An 18534-nucleotide genomic window follows, 5' to 3' on the forward strand; every position below is an offset into this window, starting at 1 on the left:
CCGTGGCAAACAACCCGTGACAAGAGAGCGCTTCCCCTTCATGAAGGGCCTTGAGGCCGATTGATGCAATCGACGCACTGGCCTTTGACCCCATATCACGAATTACCTACAATCGCGCAAACTCATCACGTCTCGGAAATCACATCATGAGCCAAGTCACTCATAGCAAACTGCTGATCCTGGGCTCCGGCCCGGCTGGTTACACCGCGGCTGTCTACGCCGCCCGTGCCAACCTCAATCCGCTGCTCATCACCGGCATGCAGCAAGGCGGTCAGCTGACTACCACCACCGAAGTGGAGAACTGGCCCGGTGACCCCGAGGGTCTGACCGGTCCGGCCCTGATGGAGCGCATGAAAGAGCATGCGGAGAAGTTCGATACCCGCATCCTGTTCGATCACATCAATGAAGTGGAGCTGACCCAGCGTCCGTTCCGCCTCAAGGGAGACAACGGCGAATACACCTGTGATGCGCTGATCATCGCGACCGGCGCCTCCGCCAAGTACTTGGGCCTGCCTTCCGAAGAGGCCTTCAAGGGCCGTGGCGTCTCCGCCTGCGCCACCTGTGACGGCTTCTTCTATCGCAACCAGGAGGTGGCCGTGGTCGGCGGCGGCAACACCGCCGTGGAAGAGGCACTCTATCTGGCCAACATCGCCAAGAAGGTGCACCTGATCCATCGCCGCGACGAGTTCCGCGCCGAGAAGATCCTGATCAAGCGCCTGCACGACAAGGTTGCCAGCGGCAACATCGTGCTGCACACCCACCAGACCCTGGACGAAGTGCTGGGTGACGACATGGGGGTGACCGGTGTGCGCCTGCGCAACACCCAGAACAATACCACCCAGGATCTGCCGCTGATGGGGGTCTTCATCGCCATCGGTCACCAGCCCAACACCCAGATCTTCGACGGCCAGCTGGAGATGCAGAACGGCTATCTGAAGGTGCGTGGCGGCCTCGACGGCTTTGCCACCCAGACCAGCATCGAAGGGGTTTTTGCCGCCGGTGACGTGGCTGACCACACCTACCGTCAAGCCATCACCTCCGCCGGTACTGGCTGTATGGCCGCCCTCGATGCAGAGCGTTATCTGGACGCGCAATAAGCACAAGGGATATAAAAGGCATGCCGCAAGGCATGCCTTTTTGCTTTAAGGAGCCGGATGAAACAGAAAATATTGATTGTCGAGGATAGTCTGACTATTCGTCGCATGCTGATCCAGGCCATTGCCCAGCAAACCGGGCTGGAAATCGATGCGTTCGAAACCCTGGAAGGGGCCCGACACTGTCGGGGAGAAGAGTATGTGGTTGCCCTGGTGGATCTCACCTTGCCGGATGCCCCCAGCGGAGAAGCGGTCAAGGTATTGCTGGAGCGCGGCCTGCCGGTGGTGATCCTCACCGCCGACATCAGCGAGGAGAAACGAGAAGCCTGGCTTGAGGCCGGGGTGCTCGATTATGTGATGAAAGATTCACGTCACTCCCTGCAGTATGCCGTCAGCCTGGTCCATCGCCTCTACCTCAACCAGCGCATCGAAGTGCTGGTGGTCGATGATTCCCGTACCTCCCGCCACCGCACCATGGCCCAGCTGCGCAAGCAACTGCTGCAGGTGTACGAGGCGAGCCACGCCCGTGAAGCACTGGCCCAGCTCGAGCAGAACCCGGCCATCCGGCTGGTACTGGTCGACTACTATATGCCAGAAATTGACGGGATCAGCCTGGTACGTATGTTGCGCGAGCGCTACAGCAAGCAGCAGCTCGCCATCATCGGGATCTCGGTGTCGGACAAACGCGGCCTCTCCGCCCGCTACCTCAAACAGGGTGCCAACGACTTCCTCAACCAGCCGTTCGAGCCGGAAGAGCTGCAGTGCCGGGTCAGCCACAATCTGGAGGCGCTGGAACAGTTCAACAGCATCCAGGAGTCGGCCAATCGTGACTACCTGACCGGGCTCTACAACCGGCGCTACTGGTTCAACGAGGGTCAAAAATGGTTCGAGGAACACCAGCGCCAGGAGACGCCGCTTGCACTGTGCGTGCTCGATGTAGATCACTTCAAGCAGGTCAACGATCACTGGGGTCACGCCATCGGCGATCAGCTGTTGTGTCACCTCACCCGTCTGCTCACCCAGTTCTTCCCCGATGCCATGATCGCCCGCTTTGGCGGCGAGGAGTTTGCCCTGATGGTGCCTCACTGCACCGTGCCCGTGCTGCTCAAGCGGCTGGAAGGGTTGCGCCAGCAGATGCGCCAGCAACCGCTGTCACGGGAAACGCCGCTGTTCGTTCGCGCCAGTTTCGGGGTGATCCAGGTCGGGCGCGTCTCCATGGACGAGGCATTGAGCGAAGCGGATCGCCTGCTCTATCAGGCCAAGAACACCGGTCGTGACAAGATAGTATCTCAAGGCTCAGCGGCCTGATCGCACCATCCCGGATGCTCGTCGTGTAGTACCGCCCGACCGCAGCCCCTCCCCGGGCACACGTCGGGTTCCCCTCCTGTTACCTCCCGTCATGCCACAGCCCTGCTCAGTAGGTCTTGTCGACCCGCACGCCATCGTCGAAATAGAGGATGCGCACCTTGTCACCGTTCATGAATACCATGGCCGGATCGTAATCCTGAATGACGTTGATCAGTCCGTTCTGTTCGTTGCGAATGAGCAGTTCCACCAGCTTGTTCTCCACCACTGTGCCGCCGGATTGATACTGCTGCGCCGCAGCGGCGCCCGCCAGAGCCCCGACGGCAGTGGCGATTTCTCGACCATGGCCGCCACCGAACTGGTTGCCAAGCAGGCCACCCAGCACGGCGCCGCCCAGGGTTTTCCAGCCTGAACGCTCGGATTCCAGAATCTGACGCTGGGTGATGTTGCGCACCGTTTCAACCTGACCAAACACCACCTGATTCACGGGCCTGGCGGTATTGCGCTCGTAGACCTGGGCCCAGGCGGGCGCAGTGACAAAGCAGAACAAGCTGGATACTATCAGGATAATGGCCTTCATCTATGAACCTCGTTGCCTTATGTCTCGCTATCTTACCCAATTGGATGATGAGCTGTGCTGGTTTCCCGACCCCGAGCACGCCCTGGATGAACCCAACGGCCTGCTGGCGATCGGTGGCGATCTCTCCCCCGCCCGTTTGCTGGCAGCTTACCACAAGGGGATCTTCCCGTGGAACGAACCCCACCAGCCGCTGCTGTGGTGGTCACCCGATCCCAGAGGCGTAGTGCTGCCGACGCAACTGCACATCGGCCGCAGCCTGCGCAAATTTATCCGCCGTACCCCATTCGATATTTCCATCGATCGCGCCTTTAATGAGGTGATAGCGGCCTGCGCCGCCCCCCGTCGCAGTGCCAGTGGAACCTGGATAAGCACACCCATGATCGACGCCTATCGACAGCTGCACCACCTTGGCCATGCCCACTCCATCGAGATCTGGCAGGATGGTCAGCTGCAGGCCGGCCTCTACGGTCTCTCCCTCGGCCGGGTGTTCTGTGGCGAGTCCATGTTCAGTCGCATCGACAACGGCGCCAAGCTGGCCATGGTAGCCCTCTGCCAGCACTTTGCCCGGCATGACGGGGCCCTGATCGATTGCCAGATGCAGAACGACTTTCTGGCCACCATGGGAATAGAGGAGTGGCCGAGAAGCAAATTCCTGACGACGCTGACCCAGCTGAGTCGGCAACCACTGGCGGCCGGCTGCTGGCAGGCGGGGAGCATGACACTATGACCGAAGAAGTGATCCTCAAGGTAGGACTGACCCCCAAGCATCAATGCAGCTATCTGGGTCATGAACAGGAACAGCTGCTGGTATTGATGGATCACAGCCTGCTCAACGCCAGCGGTTACGAGCGCCTGCTGACGGCCGGCTTCCGCCGCAGTGGCAACGACATCTATCGCCCCCACTGCCCGGCCTGCAATGCCTGCCAGTCACTGCGCATCCACAGCGAACGCTTCGTGCCCAGCCGCAGCCAGAAGCGGATCCGCCAGCTCAACCGGGATATCGAGCTGGTGCTGAGTTACGACGACAAGCCCGAATACTATCAGCTCTATGAGCGCTACATTCGCGAACGCCACCATGACGGCAGCATGTATCCCCCCAGCCGCACCCAGTACAAGGGCTTCCTGCACTGTGACTGGATGCCGCCCCTCTATCTGGAAATGCGCAAGGATAACCGGCTGATCGGGGTCGCCACTACGGATCTGCTGCCCCATTCCCTCAGCGCCATGTACACCTTCTTCGACCCGGCCCATGCCGATCGCTCACTCGGTACCTTTGCCATTCTGAGCCAGTTGGAACTGGCCAGGCGTACCGGCCGCAACTGGCTGTATCTGGGCTACCTGGTGGAGGAGTGCCGCAAGATGAATTACAAGAGCCAGTACCTGCCTCATGAGCGCCTGATACAGGGAGAATGGAAAAATATCGACAGCAAGCCCGAGTAAACTTTACACATAGCCTTAAATCCGGCATGATCCAGCGGATTTTTGTTGTGGCTTATCAAGAGGATTCAATGGCTAAAGAAGACAGTATTGAGATGCAGGGCACTATTCTCGAAACCCTGCCCAATACCATGTTCCGTGTGGAACTGGAAAATGGTCACGTGGTTATCGCTCATATTTCCGGCAAGATGCGCAAAAACTACATCCGTATCCTGACTGGAGACAAAGTAACGGTAGCTCTGACTCCGTACGATCTCTCCAAGGGACGTATTGTTTTCCGCTCTCGCTAAGCCAGGAATTCAGCAAAAAACCCCAACCTTTCGGTTGGGGTTTTTTGTGGTCTTTCAACTGTTCAATGCTTAGTGGGAAACGGCTTCAACATTGACCTGATAGTCAAAGCTGAGGCTGTCGTTTATCAACTCAACCTTCACAACCCCCCCATCGACCAGCGCCCCGAACAGGATCTCGTTGGCCAGGGGTTTCTTGAGGTGTTCCTGGATGACCCGTCCCATGGGTCTTGCCCCCATGGCCCTGTCATACCCTTTCTCGGCCAACCAGTGGCGGACACCCTCGGACACTTCAAGGGATACCCCTTTCGCATCCAGCTGTACCTGCAACTCGACGATGAACTTGTCGACCACCTGATGGATGATCTGCATGTCCAGATGGTTGAACCAGATGATGTGATCAAGCCGGTTGCGAAACTCCGGACTGAACGTCTTGTTGATCACCGCCATGGCATCGTGGCTCATATCCTGCTGCTGGAAGCCGATGGACTTGCGCTGGGTCTCCTGTACCCCTGCGTTGGTGGTCATCACCAGGATCACGTTGCGAAAATCCGCCTTGCGCCCGTTGTTGTCAGTCAGAGTGCCGTTGTCCATCACCTGCAGCAGCAGGTTGAACACGTCCGGATGCGCTTTTTCGATCTCGTCCAGCAGTACCACTGAGTGCGGATGCTTGAGGACAGAGTCGGTCAGCAGACCCCCCTGCTCAAATCCCACATAACCGGGAGGCGCCCCGATCAGACGAGAGACGGTGTGGCGCTCCATGTACTCGGACATATCAAAGCGCAGCACCTCGACGCCAAGCGCCTTGCCGAGCTGCTGGGTGACTTCGGTCTTGCCTACCCCGGTCGGGCCGGCAAACAGGAAGCAGCCCACTGGGCGACGCTCATTACCTAGCCCCGAGCGGGAGAGGCGAATGGAGTCTGTCAGCACCTCGATGGCCTTGTCCTGGCCAAAGACCACCATCTTGAGATTGCGCTCCAGATTCTTCAGCACTTCCTTGTCGGAAGAGGAGACTGATTTCTCCGGGATGCGGGCAATCTTGGCGACGATGGTTTCGATCTCCTGCACATTGATCACTTTCTTGCGCTTGCTCACCGGCAGCAAGCGTTGACCCGCGCCGGCCTCATCGATCACGTCGATCGCCTTGTCCGGCAGATGGCGGTCATTGATGTACTTGGCGGAAAGCTCCACCGCGGCACGGATGGCCTTGACGGTGTAACGTACCCCGTGGTGCGCCTCATAGCGGCTCTTGAGGCCCATCAGGATGCGGGTAGTGTCATCCACGCTGGGCTCGACGATGTCGATCTTCTGGAAGCGACGCGCCAGGGCGCGGTCTTTTTCAAAGATCTGGGAGTATTCCTGGTAGGTGGTAGAGCCGACGCAGCGCAGCAAGCCATTGGAGAGCAGTGGCTTGATGAGGTTGGCCGCATCCAGCTGACCACCGGAGGCAGCCCCTGCCCCAATGATGGTGTGGATCTCGTCGATAAAGAGGATGGCCCCTTCCTGACGCTCGATCTGCTTGAGCAGCACCTTGAGGCGCTTCTCGAAGTCACCGCGATATTTGGTCCCTGCCAGCAGCGACCCCATATCCAGGGAGTAGATGGTACTGCCCGCAATCACCTCGGGTACATCACCCTTGACGATACGGTAGGCCAGCCCTTCAGCGATGGCTGTCTTGCCCACCCCCGCTTCGCCCACCAGCAAGGGGTTGTTCTTGCGACGGCGGCAGAGCACCTGAATGGTGCGGTTGAGCTCCTGATCGCGCCCGATGAGCGGATCGATACGCCCTTCCAGTACCAGCTGATTGAGGTTGGTGGCAAAGCTCTCAATCTGGGCAGCAGAGACCTCATCGTCAGACTCGACGTTGTTGCTGCTGTTGTCCGGTTTGCTGTCTTTACGTACCCCATGGGAGAGGAAGTTGACCACATCCAGCCGGCTGATCTCGGCCTTTTTCAGGAAGTAAGCAGCCTGGGACTCCTGCTCGCTGAAGATGGCAACCAGCACGTTGGCTCCACTGACCTCGGTGTTGCCGGAGGACTGAACGTGAAACACGGCGCGCTGCAGCACCCGCTGGAAGCCCAGTGTGGGCTGGGTCTCGCGGTCTTCATCATCACGGGGAATAAGCGGGGTTGTTTGACTGATGAATGCGCTGATCTCTTTGCGCATCTGCTCCACGTCAGCACCACAAGAACTCAGCGCCTCATTGGCTGAGCTGTTATCCAGCAGGGCTAACAACAGGTGCTCGACGGTCATGAATTCGTGGCGCTCGTCACGGGCCAGTTTAAAAGCCTCGTTCAGCGTCTTTTCTAGATCTTTATTCAACATAGGCACCTCCCCTAGTACAGCAACAATGTGGTGTCGTCATCGCCATCAAGTCATCAGATTCAAGCCTTTTCCATGGTACAGAGCAGTGGATGTTCGTTGTTACGTGCATAGGTGTTGACCTGGACCACTTTGGTTTCGGCAATCTCGGCGGTGAATGTGCCACAGACTCCCTTACCACTATAATGCACGCTCAGCATCACCTGAGTGGCCTTGTCCAAATCCATACCAAAGAACTTTTGCAGCACCTCCACCACGAACTCCATCGGTGTGTAGTCGTCGTTGTTCAGGACGACCTTGTACATGGGTGGCGGTTGCAGCTTGGTTTTCTCTGCCTCTGCAATCTCTTCATTAGCAAAGAGTTCTTTCTGCTTGCTCATAGTCGCGCTTTGGTACCTCTAGATTACTACCGCCTAACACAAGATTGGTCAATAGACTTGTTAACCAGATCACATCAGTTGTTAACAACTCCTTGACTCGCTCAAAAGTTAGACTAGATTGGTTACTTGCTAATCGGCGCCCGTCTGCTATGGGCTATGTTACTAGTTATAAAGGGCTGGCGCAGGTTACTCAACGACTTCAAGGTAATCAATAAAAGGATGTAGATGTATGGCAACCGGAACAGTCAAGTGGTTTAACAACGCAAAAGGATTTGGGTTTATCTGTCCGGAAGGAGGTGGCGAAGATATTTTCGCCCACTACTCCACGATACAAATGGAAGGCTACAAGACGTTGAAAGCAGGTCAAGCAGTCAACTTCGAACTGCAGCAGGGGCCGAAAGGCAATCATGCCTCTGTCATTGTGCCAAACGAAGCACAGAACATGTAAGAGTCGAACTGGATAAATAAAAAAACCGGCAACCTTGCGGCTTGCCGGTTTTTTTATTGCTGCGATCCTAGAGGAGAAGTGCATTCTCCTGGCGGGTCAGGCAAAGATCATTTTGCGTTGTCGTGATAGTCCTGACAGGCGCTCAGGGTGTTTTCCATCAGGCTGGCGACCGTCATGGGGCCCACCCCACCCGGTACGGGCGTGATGAAGGATGCGTGGTTGCGGGCCGTCTCGAACTCCACGTCACCAACCAGAGATCCATCAGCCAACCGGTTGATACCCACATCGATCACCAGTGCCCCCGGCTTGACCCACTCACCCGGGATGAAATTGGGTTTGCCAACGGCGACCACCAGCAGGTCGGCACGGCGAACCTGCTCTTCCAGATCCTGGGTGAAACGGTGACAGGTGGTGGTAGTACAACCGGCCAGCAGCAGCTCCAGCGTCATCGGCCGGCCAACGATGTTGGACGCACCGACCACCACCGCATGCAAGCCGTGTGTCTTGACCCCGGTCGTTTCAATCAAGGTCATGATACCTTTGGGAGTACAGGGACGCAGTGCCGGAATTCGCTGTGCCAGCCGACCCACGTTGTAGGGGTGGAAACCATCCACATCCTTGTCGGGGCGAATACGCTCCAATACCTGAGTCGTATCGCAGTGAGCCGGCAAGGGGAGCTGCACCAGAATACCGTCAACGTCTGCGTCTTCATTCAGCTTATCGATTAGTGCCAACAACTCTTCCTGGCTCGCCGTCGCATCCAGATCGTAAGAGCGGGAGATAAAGCCCACCTCTTCACAGGCACGCCGCTTGCTGCCGACATAGACCTGAGAGGCAGGATCTACCCCGACCAAGATCACCGCCAAGCCCGGCGCCCGTTTTCCTTGTGCCAACCGCTGTTGGACTTGCGCTGCGACCTGATTGCGAATCGTTTGCGCAACCTGTTTTCCATCAATGATTTTGGCAGACATCGTTCTTCACTCACCATGTGTTCAACTGCCGCGCATTGTCGCATTTTTTTGCCACGGGTGTTAGCGGCTCTCGCATGGAGGGCAATAAGTAGGCATTTGAATTCATTGGTGGAAAAATTCGTTGACGCTGGCTTTCCCGCTTGGGTATGATGCCGGCCCGTTGCCCAGTACAGCCGCTGTCGCTATGCTGGAGACGAGATTTTCGGTGATTAGCGCAGCCCGGTAGCGCATCTGGTTTGGGACCAGAGGGTCAAAGGTTCGAATCCTTTATCACCGACCAGGTTTTTCGACATGCCGCCAGGCTTGTCGAGGCAATGCGCCCTTAGCTCAGTCGGATAGAGCAACGGCCTTCTAAGCCGTGGGTCGCAGGTTCGAATCCTGCAGGGCGCGCCATTGATGATATGCATCTCCCCAATGCAGGCATTGATGGTTATCTTCAGTGGTGGCTGTAGCTCAGTTGGTAGAGTCCCGGATTGTGATTCCGGTTGTCGTGGGTTCGAGCCCCATCAGCCACCCCATTATCTCCTTTCAGAAAACATCCAATCTTAGCTATTTCAATCCAGTAGAAATAACCCTATATTCCTGCGTCCTGATGGTTGCCTGCAAAATGTCTGTAATGGGCCTCAAGGGAGGCATCAGTGCCGGTACGGGTGGTGTGTGTGGCGTAATGGCAACGTCACAACCTGCACTCCAGATACGACGTTTGTTGCGCCTCGAGAAAAACCACCAAGAACAAACGATTGTGCTCAATGACGAGCAAAGTCGCCTGCTCGATCAGCACTACCCGGACGAACCGGTGGAGCAGATGCAAACAGGTCTGGACAACTACCTAGAACACTACAACAAACAGTGGTCTTGTCAGGGCCTAATGATGGAGGGACAGGCCCCCTTATTGCATGCTCAAGAAGGCTCTGAAATTGGTACCGAAGAAGGTGTGCTCTTAGAGTGGTGTAGGCAAGACACCGGTTTGAGACCAGTGTCATATGGTAACTATATTTGTGCATGCTACTACCAGCTTATCCACTGCCAGCAATACTCTTTAACATGCAGCTAAACAGCTATGAAAAAGGTGTGCACCCCATATTCTCACTGGATGCCTATCGCACCTTGCCAAACTCTTAACCATATCTTTCTTTCATATACTTCTTTACCGATATTGCATTGTTAAACTTATATGTTCCATCACCTGCCCCATCCTCTGTGCCACTTAAAACTGGATCCAAAGTCTTTGCCTTATCAACAGTATATTCTCCACCAGCGTTATTTTTATAAATCTTAACTTCAAAATTTGTCTCATCAATCCCTTCTGCCTGATGCTTATTATGCCATGAAACTATAGTTCCTATATGATTAACACCTTTCAGAGTAAAGAAAAAAACGCTCCTGAGATTCGGGTAATCGCCGTTCTCACATATTTTATCCAACTCATAATGTGATGATTTATCATATATAACTATAGATAATGGGCAGTTTATGTCATCATTTTTCTCAATTTTAACGCTCGCTGTATCATTACTTATCCTATATGGCCCTTGAATAAGATCAGCTGCATTCACAAACAAAGTGGGAAAAATTAAATTTAAAATGAAAAAATCATACTTCCTCATTATGACCTCACAAATTTTCACTCACTATTATCAATGCCTATTAGGTAATATCGGTTCAAGCAGTTGCTGGCGGGGAAAATTAGTCTGCGTAACTACAACGGCCAAGTGGAGGAAGTCATAGCGTATGTAAGCACCATAAACAAACTGAATATCATGGGCCTGCCAGTCAGAAAGCCCCGAGTGTAGCTGTCACCCGGGGATGGGGAAGTGATGACTTGATGGTTGATTTGGGCAACAACGCCGTCAGGTGATAACTAGATCTGTACACCCGAAGAATAAGGTGCCTCAGTATTTCACAACCACCGCAATCAAAAACAATCCTCATAATTTTCTAATGCCTGAGAAAAATCAAATTTCTTTCCTTTAGCATTTATATAAAAAACATTGTCAAAGTTAGCACCTTGGTAACCAAAGTGATACCGTCCATTTACCTTGCCATCAATTATTTCAACCCAGTCACTATTAACAGCATATGGTCGACCTTCATCATTCGTCTCTTCTTCATAATTCACTTGAACTATAGTTATTTTAACTTTGTTTTTCCCATATTGAACATATCCTCCAACCCAACCTACAGTGGAGGCCCACATCATTCGCATTTTAATTTTACCATTGGGACTAACAAAGCATCGATAGTCTACGCCAATATCTTCAGCACGGCAGACAGAAGACAACAGAATAAAAACCAAGGCCAAATATTTATTCATTTAAGTTACTCTAGAGTGATAATACGCTGTTCAACAAAACCTCGCCAATCTCGACAAAGCCGTCCATACCACTTTTTACTCATCTCCTGCTGAGTAAATGGTTGAGTATCTAGCAGGGTCAAAAATCCTGGGTGTCCCAGATTTTTCCACCGTACGGACTTACTGGATCAACGTCTTCCCATGATGGATGCCTAGACTGAATTTGTTACTGGAGAAATATCGACCAAATAAAAGAAGCGATTTGGATAGGCTGCTTCCTTCTATATTTTTTGCCTAATATGCTGTTTTGTAAAAAAGCTAATATGCTACACAACCATCTGATGGGCACAAAGCTGATGCAGCGCCTTCCTTGGCCATCAGCCTTGCCTATCAAGGTAAATCATGAATGAATTGAATCTCATTATTCAAGAAAAATACTCTTTCATTTGTCACATTCATAAGGCATTTTTTAATTTCTATCTGTTGAGCGATAGAACTGTCTTCAAAGAAAGCCCCCCTTGCGTTACACTGAGCGTCTCTGAGCTTAATCCAATTCCTTTGGGATTGAACCAGTTGACTCCAGTATTTTTCTTTAGATTGTTTATCATAACCACTAGATGACAATGTAGACTTTAAATTATTATATATTTTGTTTAACTCAGTATCAGCTTGTATTGATTTACTTTCATAACAAGCAGCAAGATTGGTAGCTGGCGCAGAGATATCACAATTACTATCTGTGCTTGAAAACACATTCAATGATATAAAAAATAGGAAAAAAGATAGTCTTTTCACAGTTATTCTCCAGTTAGATATTTAGCTCTTTTACGCCCTGGTTCATATTGGCTCAAGGTGGGGTTATTTTTGATGTAATCGGCGTATTTTTGTCTATCATTTAACATTCCATAGATCATGGGCTTGGGGCCTTTCGTAAAACCCTGATAAACTAAATCAACAATAACATCTTTAACCTTATCGTCTAAGATTTCCCAATTGATTTTATCAGATATAGATACACTTGGGATATTAGCATCGTTAATACTTTGAGCTGTAGTCCAGCGCTCATAGTTTGATTTTGCCCTGAGAACATAATCAGGGTATATTTTTTCAAATAAACGATGTTGTGACTTCCTAGTTATTAAGGTCGAGTTTTTATTTGCCAAAACAAAATTAGATGCAGCCCCCCCTTTTATTCCCGCACCATCGGATATTAATGAGGCGATATTATCAGGAACCCCTGAGCCAAATAAATCACGGTATACTTCTTCTTTTGAGCGACTTCCAATATCATATCCACGACCGATGGTTACACCAGACTCACTATTACCTGGCCAATGGATTCTTCTTGAGAAGAAAGTACTATTTTCAACATCATTTCCTTCTGCGTCAAATGTAAGCTGCCCCTTGGTAACTATGAGCCATTTTTCATCCATTTCATCATCAGAGACAGGATCAGCCACCAGCCCCATCATTCCAGCCGGATGAATAAACCAAGGTTTGGTATCACCCACTACTTCAGCAGCCTGCTCTATCCAGGCCATGTCATTGGTCACTTCCAGTACATATTTATACAGATTGGGCATGTTTTTTAGCTCTTGCTCGAGCCTTGGCCACGTATCGCGCTTTACCCATTCACTTTCGTGCTTGATAAACAGCTTTCGCACTTTTTCTGCAACCATTTTCTCAGCCATCGCCGCCTGGATTTCATCGGCACTGATACTGCCATCGCCATCCCGATCTGTCACCAGCTCTTCGTAAAGGGTACTGAAAAAGTCTCCCCCCTCCTTGCCGTCAGTGTCAGCCTTGTCCAGGAATCCGTCGGGATCCGAGCCGCCATCAACCAGTGTCACACCCAAGCTGGCCCATTCATGTTGGCTCACCAAACGGGTGTCACCACTAATAAGCACATACTGATCTTCGGCCACCTTCACAAATTTGTCGGCACCATGGGTCACGATATCTTGAGTATTTATCGGTTTGGGTGCCTCCAGCGGGCCAAAGTCTCCCACCTTGCTGTAACCGATTTTATTATTCTCCTTGGTCAACTTGTAGGTGTCTACCGGATCCCCATTTTTGAGCAGCAAATACTCTTGTCCCTTGGCCAACTTCCCTTCATTGCTGATACATTTACCAAGAGCATCCTTGTCACTCTCTGTGACAAATATCTCCATATGGATTGCTTTACGATCCTCATTGAGATCAAAACCATTGGCCGTCAGTTTCGGAGTCTCATGCTCTCCCCAATGTCCAACCACCTCACCGACCTTGACAGGGATGGGATTGGTATGTCGCAGTTCCACTTTGTCGTAAACAATGGGGGTATGCCGAATGGCATCGCTGGGTTGACCCAACATCTCTTTGGCAATCCAATAACGATCACCTTTCGAGGCATTGGGTACAACATTCCCTTTACCATCGGTAAGTTTGCCTTGCGTAACCTCCCAGACCTCAATCTCGAGATACTCCTTCATATTGGAAAATACGACGGGCTGAGCTGTGGTTCGTGCTACTTTGCTCGTTTTTGGCAATCCTGCTGTTACAGCTTCACCCTGATCTTTACTTTTACGCAGATAGCTGTTGCGACTGACAGGATAGAGACAAGGAATATCTTGCTTGGCCATCATCCAGCTGGGCTCAATCTTGCGTTCTTCCTTGATAAACTGTGAAGCTACATAAAACTCTGACGGATCATCGCTCTTTGGAGTCGCATATCTGACTAGCTGGTAAGAATAAGGCTCATTATTCAGATTCATCCGCTGCGATGGTGCTCCAATCAAGGTAACGTCAACCCCCTTGCGAGCCGTACCGAGCTTATCCTCTTTCTGAAACTGCAGACTTGCAGTAGCCTTGTATATAGCGACACCACTCCCTGTCAGCACATAACGTTCAGGCTCCCCCTGATAAGCGTTTTTGCAGGCTATATGCATATAGAGGCAGTAGAAGGTAAGGGTATTGCTCTTTGGCTGCTGCTGTCCGGAAACTTCTTCTGTGGCCTCATAGCGATGCCGGACCAAGCAAAATGAAGGGGAGGTATGCAGAGTAATTGGCTCACCAGGCTTTCCCTTTTCCGGCTCCAACGTCACGGCAACGGGATCGGACGCGATGCGGTAGGCCACTATCTCTCCATCAGCAATAGCTCGTACGGCCCCCCCTGGATGCCAACCGCCCTTGTCGCTTAAATGAATGCCGCCATGCCAAATACGGTTGCCGCCGAGCAGGAAAGTGCCGCCCGGCTCACCATTGAGCATGCCGATGAACTCTTCAAGTGAGGCAACTTCTTTGGGAGCATCACCGCCTCCCACTTGCATTGGATATAGGGTTTTCATCTTATTTTCTTTTCACTCGTAATCGTACGAACTATGGCCCCTAGCGGGATGGCACGAAAAAGGTCTGCGCAGGCCCTTGCTCCTTGAGCAGCGCCTCCATCGCCTTCTCGGTGGGGATGGCCTTGACCAGTTCAACCAGTTCGGGAGCCTTGACAACTTCTACTCCCTTGGGCACCACGGGGGCCTTACCACCCCAGCCAGAGCCAGAACCTGCGCTGCCGCCGGCATTGAGTTTGATAGCGGGGCCCACCAGCTTGATGCCGCTCGGGTCCACTTTCACAAAGCTGCCGCCGCCCTTGAGGGTGATCTCGGAACCCGCCTCCAGCACCAGCTTGTCGCCCACCTTGATATGCACTTCCTGCCCGGCTTCAACCAGCAGGGACAGCCCCAGCTTCTGATGCAGACTGGCATCCACCGTCAGCGAGTAGTCGGCTTTTATCTGGTCGCGCTTCTCACCCTCCACCGTCAGGTGGTCGTTGGCCTTGATGCGAGTCACCCGCTCATTGTCGATGTCCCTGTACTCGTCGTGCTTGATATGCCAGGCGGCGTCGTTTTCTATCAACAGGTTCAGGTCTTTCTGGCCGTGGATGTAAATCTCTTCCTGCCCCGCCTGGTCTTCGAAGCGCAGTTCGTTGAAGCCCTCCCCCTGGTGGGTCTCGGTACGCAGCACGGTGCGGGTCTTGTTGGCCGGCAACTCGTAGGGCGGGCGGTTGGTGGCGTGATAGGTGCGACCAGTCACGATGGGCTGATCCGGGTCCCCTTCCAGGAAACTCACGATAACCTCGTGGCCGATACGGGGTATGGCCATCATGCCGTACTGGCCACCGGCCCAGCCCTGGCTCACCCGCACCCAGCAGGAGCTCTGGTCGTTGGAACTGCCGTAGCGGTCCCACGGAAACTGCAGCTTCACCCGGCCGTGCTCGTCGCAATAAATCTCCTCCCCCTCGGGCCCCACCACCATGGCGATTTGCGGGCCATCCACCATGGGCTTGTGAGGGGCTTCGGGACTGCCGATGTGTGCCCGCCAGGTGGTACTCGCTTTCACCACCCCGAATTCGTTGTGGTAGACGGTCGGGCCACTGCCCCCCTCCTCTTCCAGCGCCTGTGGCTGCAAGCCGGTGTGCTGGATGCGTACGATTTGCCAGTCGGTGTTGAGGCTGTCATTGGGGTGTTCGGTGAGCGAGAAGGTCTGCCCCGGCTGCAGGGCTGAGCTATTGGACTTGCCACTACCGGCTACCGCATCGTTGCGCAGCGCATCGAGCCTGTGCTGGGCAAAGGCCTTGCCACTGTCGTCCTGCTTGTAGCGACCCGGATAGTCGAAGTGCTGGTAGGTATCGCGCTGGTGTTCGAGCTCTGCGCCCTGTTTCTTGTGGGAGAGGCCGTAGGCCGGGGTTTTGAAGCTGTAGTCTTTGAGCTCCACATCCGAGGGGCGCACCGCCTCCCGGTAATGGAACTGGCGCACATAGGGGCCTTGCTCGAGGGAACGGTTGCCGAGGTTGAAGAAGAGCTCGGGGCCAGCGGTCAGGGCGGCTGCGTCATCGGCAAAGACGATGCGATGCTTGCCCGCTTCAAACTCGTGGAAGTAGAACATCCCCTCTTCGGCGGCGAGGCGGTTCACGAAATCGAGGTCGGTTTCCCGGTACTGAACACAATATTCCCGCTTGGCGTGCTCGTTCTTGAGGGCAAAGGCGTAGTCGGTGATGCCGTGCTCTTGCAGAAGAATGCTGAGGATTTCATCGGGCTTTTGCGCCTGGAAGATGCGGGAGTTCTGGCGAAGTGACAGCCGCCACAGGGCCGGCTGCACCATGAGCTGATAGCGGGTGCGGCGAAAACCGCTGTCACCCTGCGCAAAGTCACTCACCACCCCGCACACCCGCCGCTGCAGCTCGCCGTTGTACCACACCAACAGCTCGCACGGCTGGTCCAGCACGGCTCCAAAGTCGATGTCGGGCTGGGCACTCGCCAGCTCCAGGCGCAGGTTGAACGGCCGGTTGAGCCCTTCATCCAGCGCAAACTCGGCCACCACGAAGGTGCTCTCGGGCAGGGCCCCCACCTTGACGGTAAATTGTAATCCTGTGCTGTCTGCCATGAAGCGCTCCTTAACCTGCCTGTCCGCTGCCTGAACCAATCACCACGCCGCCGCAGCCGACTGCGGTGCCGGTCACGGCGATGGGCTTGCCGTTGACCAGCACAGAGCCGACCCCGCCCGAGATACTGCGTGGATGGGGTGGATTGTTGGGTTTGTCGTGGGGGGCCAGCGGATCACCCTGGCGGGCCACCGGCTTGCCATCGAGGAACACATCGGGGCTGGCGGCAATCACGGGGGATGGGTGGAAACCCTCGTGGTCGGTGCCGATGTCACCGAGCAATGCAATAGAAGGACACATCTGGATTCTCCGTGGGGCAACCATGGTGCAAGCGCAGCCTGGTGCAGAGACAGTTGAAGCGGCGACCCAGCAGCCTCCATGCCATGGCATGGTCGCCCACAATCACATTAAAAATCAGTCAATTACGATTCAAGCTCGTTGAGTCTGACCAATCTGCTGCAATCCATTGCGCAAGACAGAGCTAGTTTTCCGGCAAACCTTGCCTTGCCAGTCAAACTCACCACATTTTGCGCAACTCTTTGCTCACAACAGCATTTTCAGCTACCATAAGCGCCCTGTTGCAGCTGATAGAGGCGGATGTTGAGCGCTTTCAGATCATTTTCCAGGCTCTTGAGCTCCGCTGCCGTGATGGGCTCCTGAGAGGCTTTTCTCGCCTCCAGTTCATCCAGGCGCAGACTGAACGGGATGTTCTGCATCAGGTTCTTCTGCACTTCGTAGAGCTGGGATTTGAGGTAGGAGATGGTCACCGTCTTGCGCTGGCGCTCCAGCTCCAGCAGCTGATCAAGCAGGGCATCCACCCCGGCGCGGGCATCCAGATAGGTGGGCACGCTGATGACACCCCCCTGCTGACTGCCAAGCTGCGTCTGCCACTGTTTGTCCAGCGCCTTGACCGCCAGCGAGTCGGGATAGAGCATCTGTAACGAGTTGCGCAGTCCCTCACCATAGCGATACCAGTAGAGCGGCGACGTCTGCTCGAGCCGGGTCAACTGGTTCTGGTAGCGGGCCACCAGATCGCTCTCCATGTTCTGCAGGGTCTGCTCCCCCAGCACGATGCGTGCCTGGCGAATGTCGTCGTAGCTGAGGGCTCGGGGCAGCTCGGCGGCCGGCTGTACCAGGCGCTGGGCCGCCACGGTTTTCTCCTGCTGGTGTTGCTGCCAGCCGAGCCAGCCCATCACCGGCAGGGCGCAGCTGAGTAGGCCGCAGCCAAACCAGAACCAGGCGGGACGCTGCCGGCGGTGCTGCTCAATCTTCAGCACGGTCGGCTTGACCTGCCCCTTCTCGCGCCCCACCAGAATGCTGCCCTGGGGCAGGTGCGGGGCAGATGCCGAAACCGTGCCGCCATGATCACTCTCCATGTCGGACTTGAAGAACACCATGGGCGGGATCTGCAGATCCTCCTTGAGGCCCGGCTCGTCGGAGACGATGACGATCTCGGTCTCATCGAACAGGTGGGTATACCCCTCGATGAAGTGCACCAGATTCTCGACCCGGGGAATGCGGCTCAGATCCGCGTTGTGCAGCTTCTCGCTGATGAGCTGCAGCGCCCGCTCGCAGCGATAGATCAGCCGCTTGTCCTCGTGGCTGATCTGGTACTGGCGAATGACGTCGCTGATGCGGGCGATAAACCAGTCGAGCATCTCGATACGGGCCCGCTCCTGATGGACCGGCGGCCAGAAGCTCTCCCACTGGGTGACGATGAGGTTGGCGAGAAACTCGCATCCTTCGGTAAAACCGCTCAGCCCCTGCAGGCGCGAACGGGCCAGGGTGAAGTAGATGGCGGTCTGCAGATCCACCCCGTGTTTTTCGAAGATGAGGCTGGCGAGCTGATGGATCCGCTGCCAGTCCACCTCGGGGCGCGAAGCGTGGCTGAGCTTGTTGATCTCGGCCCGCAGCGCCTCGTACTCCGGCAACATCCTGGGGTCGCGCCCCACTTTCAGGGCCTGCTGACCTTGTTGATTCTGTGACATATGGACTTCCAACGCA

The 18534-nt window shown here is 54.4% G+C and carries 18 protein-coding genes, 3 tRNA genes and 1 pseudogene; 11 read left to right on the top strand and 11 right to left on the bottom strand.

Features of this window, described 5'->3' with window-relative positions; genetic code table 11:
* Window positions 1-146: 146 nt before the first annotated feature.
* Both trxB and AB5Y98_RS04535 read left to right on the top strand, forming a co-directional pair.
* Window positions 147-1097, top strand: coding sequence for a thioredoxin-disulfide reductase (gene trxB / locus AB5Y98_RS04530; RefSeq protein ID WP_290035900.1), 951 nt, complete (start codon window positions 147-149; stop codon window positions 1095-1097).
* A gap of 57 nt (window positions 1098-1154) precedes the next feature.
* Entirely contained in the window at window positions 1155-2402 is a 1248-nt protein-coding gene (locus AB5Y98_RS04535) for a diguanylate cyclase (RefSeq protein WP_368231415.1), read from the top strand.
* A 106-nt stretch (window positions 2403-2508) separates the two neighbouring features.
* Here AB5Y98_RS04535 and AB5Y98_RS04540 read toward each other — a convergent pair whose 3' ends face one another.
* Window positions 2509-2979 carry a glycine zipper 2TM domain-containing protein gene (locus AB5Y98_RS04540; protein WP_017765515.1) on the bottom strand — a complete coding sequence of 157 codons (471 nt, stop codon included), beginning with the start codon at window positions 2977-2979 and terminating at the stop codon, window positions 2509-2511.
* A 19-nt stretch (window positions 2980-2998) separates the two neighbouring features.
* Between AB5Y98_RS04540 and aat the strand changes: the two genes are divergently transcribed.
* From aat to infA, 3 genes are all read left to right on the top strand, one after another.
* Window positions 2999-3706 carry a leucyl/phenylalanyl-tRNA--protein transferase gene (gene aat / locus AB5Y98_RS04545; protein WP_368231416.1) on the top strand — a complete coding sequence of 236 codons (708 nt, stop codon included), beginning with the start codon at window positions 2999-3001 and terminating at the stop codon, window positions 3704-3706.
* Window positions 3703-4419, top strand: a complete 717-nt coding sequence (locus AB5Y98_RS04550) for an arginyltransferase (protein ID WP_215269375.1) — start codon at window positions 3703-3705, stop codon at window positions 4417-4419. The genes aat and AB5Y98_RS04550 overlap by 4 nt, the downstream gene beginning before the upstream one ends.
* A gap of 68 nt (window positions 4420-4487) precedes the next feature.
* The gene (infA, locus tag AB5Y98_RS04555) at window positions 4488-4706 is read left to right on the top strand and encodes a translation initiation factor IF-1 (protein WP_005300033.1); all 219 of its coding nucleotides are present in this window, start codon (window positions 4488-4490) and stop codon (window positions 4704-4706) included.
* 69 nt (window positions 4707-4775) lie between these two features.
* Here the strand turns inward: infA and clpA are convergent, their stop codons facing one another.
* Both clpA and clpS read right to left on the bottom strand, forming a co-directional pair.
* Window positions 4776-7028 carry an ATP-dependent Clp protease ATP-binding subunit ClpA gene (gene clpA / locus AB5Y98_RS04560; protein WP_010634216.1) on the bottom strand — a complete coding sequence of 751 codons (2253 nt, stop codon included), beginning with the start codon at window positions 7026-7028 and terminating at the stop codon, window positions 4776-4778.
* A 59-nt stretch (window positions 7029-7087) separates the two neighbouring features.
* Complete coding sequence (gene clpS / locus AB5Y98_RS04565; RefSeq protein ID WP_005300028.1) at window positions 7088-7405, bottom strand: ATP-dependent Clp protease adapter ClpS; 318 nt, start codon at window positions 7403-7405, stop codon at window positions 7088-7090.
* 229 nt (window positions 7406-7634) lie between these two features.
* Between clpS and cspD the strand changes: the two genes are divergently transcribed.
* Window positions 7635-7853 carry a cold shock-like protein CspD gene (gene cspD / locus AB5Y98_RS04570; protein WP_005300025.1) on the top strand — a complete coding sequence of 73 codons (219 nt, stop codon included), beginning with the start codon at window positions 7635-7637 and terminating at the stop codon, window positions 7851-7853.
* 107 nt (window positions 7854-7960) lie between these two features.
* On the opposite strand, the gene folD is transcribed toward cspD, so the two are convergent.
* Window positions 7961-8824: a bifunctional methylenetetrahydrofolate dehydrogenase/methenyltetrahydrofolate cyclohydrolase FolD gene (gene folD / locus AB5Y98_RS04575; protein WP_005300012.1), complete on the bottom strand. Its 864-nt coding sequence runs from the start codon at window positions 8822-8824 to the stop codon at window positions 7961-7963.
* Window positions 8825-9027: 203 nt separating this feature from the next.
* Here folD and AB5Y98_RS04580 point away from each other — a divergent pair.
* From AB5Y98_RS04580 to AB5Y98_RS04595, 4 genes are all read left to right on the top strand, one after another.
* Window positions 9028-9104 (top strand) — tRNA-Pro (locus AB5Y98_RS04580).
* 36 nt (window positions 9105-9140) lie between these two features.
* Window positions 9141-9217: transfer RNA gene (locus AB5Y98_RS04585), tRNA-Arg, on the top strand.
* 49 nt (window positions 9218-9266) lie between these two features.
* Window positions 9267-9342, top strand: a tRNA-His gene (locus AB5Y98_RS04590).
* Between the two features lie 89 nt (window positions 9343-9431).
* On the top strand, window positions 9432-9878 hold the full coding sequence (locus tag AB5Y98_RS04595) for a hypothetical protein (RefSeq protein ID WP_336291790.1): 447 nt from the start codon (window positions 9432-9434) through the stop codon (window positions 9876-9878).
* A 64-nt stretch (window positions 9879-9942) separates the two neighbouring features.
* Here AB5Y98_RS04595 and AB5Y98_RS04600 read toward each other — a convergent pair whose 3' ends face one another.
* Complete coding sequence (locus AB5Y98_RS04600) at window positions 9943-10431, bottom strand: hypothetical protein (RefSeq protein ID WP_368231417.1); 489 nt, start codon at window positions 10429-10431, stop codon at window positions 9943-9945.
* Between the two features lie 48 nt (window positions 10432-10479).
* Between AB5Y98_RS04600 and AB5Y98_RS04605 the strand changes: the two are divergent.
* Window positions 10480-10617, top strand: a pseudogene (locus AB5Y98_RS04605) (IS5/IS1182 family transposase); the annotation flags it as partial.
* Window positions 10618-10739: 122 nt separating this feature from the next.
* Here AB5Y98_RS04605 and AB5Y98_RS04610 read toward each other — a convergent pair.
* From AB5Y98_RS04610 to AB5Y98_RS04635, 6 genes are all read right to left on the bottom strand, one after another.
* Window positions 10740-11138, bottom strand: a complete 399-nt coding sequence (locus tag AB5Y98_RS04610) for a hypothetical protein (protein WP_368231418.1) — start codon at window positions 11136-11138, stop codon at window positions 10740-10742.
* Window positions 11139-11507: 369 nt separating this feature from the next.
* Entirely contained in the window at window positions 11508-11912 is a 405-nt protein-coding gene (locus tag AB5Y98_RS04615; protein ID WP_336291858.1) for a lysozyme inhibitor LprI family protein, read from the bottom strand.
* 2 nt (window positions 11913-11914) lie between these two features.
* Window positions 11915-14443, bottom strand: coding sequence for a pesticin C-terminus-like muramidase (locus tag AB5Y98_RS04620; RefSeq protein ID WP_368231419.1), 2529 nt, complete (start codon window positions 14441-14443; stop codon window positions 11915-11917).
* A gap of 40 nt (window positions 14444-14483) precedes the next feature.
* Entirely contained in the window at window positions 14484-16532 is a 2049-nt protein-coding gene (tssI, locus tag AB5Y98_RS04625) for a type VI secretion system tip protein TssI/VgrG (protein ID WP_368231420.1), read from the bottom strand.
* Window positions 16533-16542: 10 nt separating this feature from the next.
* Window positions 16543-16830 carry a type VI secretion system PAAR protein gene (locus tag AB5Y98_RS04630; protein ID WP_005300007.1) on the bottom strand — a complete coding sequence of 96 codons (288 nt, stop codon included), beginning with the start codon at window positions 16828-16830 and terminating at the stop codon, window positions 16543-16545.
* 257 nt (window positions 16831-17087) lie between these two features.
* Complete coding sequence (locus tag AB5Y98_RS04635) at window positions 17088-18518, bottom strand: VasL domain-containing protein (RefSeq protein WP_368231421.1); 1431 nt, start codon at window positions 18516-18518, stop codon at window positions 17088-17090.
* Window positions 18519-18534: the final 16 nt, after the last annotated feature.

Source organism: Aeromonas sp. s3, assembly GCF_040907805.1.
Lineage (GTDB): Bacteria > Pseudomonadota > Gammaproteobacteria > Enterobacterales > Aeromonadaceae > Aeromonas > Aeromonas dhakensis.

What these genes read in the sequence shown, in the direction of transcription:
- trxB (WP_290035900.1), top strand. Translation starts at nt 147, where the DNA reads ATGAGCCAAGTCACTCATAGCAAACTGCTGATCCTGGGCTCCGGCCCG.
- AB5Y98_RS04535 (WP_368231415.1), top strand. Translation starts at nt 1,155, where the DNA reads ATGAAACAGAAAATATTGATTGTCGAGGATAGTCTGACTATTCGTCGC.
- AB5Y98_RS04540 (WP_017765515.1), bottom strand. Translation starts at nt 2,979, where the DNA reads ATGAAGGCCATTATCCTGATAGTATCCAGCTTGTTCTGCTTTGTCACT.
- aat (WP_368231416.1), top strand. Translation starts at nt 2,999, where the DNA reads ATGTCTCGCTATCTTACCCAATTGGATGATGAGCTGTGCTGGTTTCCC.
- AB5Y98_RS04550 (WP_215269375.1), top strand. Translation starts at nt 3,703, where the DNA reads ATGACCGAAGAAGTGATCCTCAAGGTAGGACTGACCCCCAAGCATCAA.
- infA (WP_005300033.1), top strand. Translation starts at nt 4,488, where the DNA reads ATGGCTAAAGAAGACAGTATTGAGATGCAGGGCACTATTCTCGAAACC.
- clpA (WP_010634216.1), bottom strand. Translation starts at nt 7,028, where the DNA reads ATGTTGAATAAAGATCTAGAAAAGACGCTGAACGAGGCTTTTAAACTG.
- clpS (WP_005300028.1), bottom strand. Translation starts at nt 7,405, where the DNA reads ATGAGCAAGCAGAAAGAACTCTTTGCTAATGAAGAGATTGCAGAGGCA.
- cspD (WP_005300025.1), top strand. Translation starts at nt 7,635, where the DNA reads ATGGCAACCGGAACAGTCAAGTGGTTTAACAACGCAAAAGGATTTGGG.
- folD (WP_005300012.1), bottom strand. Translation starts at nt 8,824, where the DNA reads ATGTCTGCCAAAATCATTGATGGAAAACAGGTTGCGCAAACGATTCGC.
- AB5Y98_RS04595 (WP_336291790.1), top strand. Translation starts at nt 9,432, where the DNA reads ATGTCTGTAATGGGCCTCAAGGGAGGCATCAGTGCCGGTACGGGTGGT.
- AB5Y98_RS04600 (WP_368231417.1), bottom strand. Translation starts at nt 10,431, where the DNA reads ATGAGGAAGTATGATTTTTTCATTTTAAATTTAATTTTTCCCACTTTG.
- AB5Y98_RS04610 (WP_368231418.1), bottom strand. Translation starts at nt 11,138, where the DNA reads ATGAATAAATATTTGGCCTTGGTTTTTATTCTGTTGTCTTCTGTCTGC.
- AB5Y98_RS04620 (WP_368231419.1), bottom strand. Translation starts at nt 14,443, where the DNA reads ATGAAAACCCTATATCCAATGCAAGTGGGAGGCGGTGATGCTCCCAAA.
- tssI (WP_368231420.1), bottom strand. Translation starts at nt 16,532, where the DNA reads ATGGCAGACAGCACAGGATTACAATTTACCGTCAAGGTGGGGGCCCTG.
- AB5Y98_RS04630 (WP_005300007.1), bottom strand. Translation starts at nt 16,830, where the DNA reads ATGTGTCCTTCTATTGCATTGCTCGGTGACATCGGCACCGACCACGAG.
- AB5Y98_RS04635 (WP_368231421.1), bottom strand. Translation starts at nt 18,518, where the DNA reads ATGTCACAGAATCAACAAGGTCAGCAGGCCCTGAAAGTGGGGCGCGAC.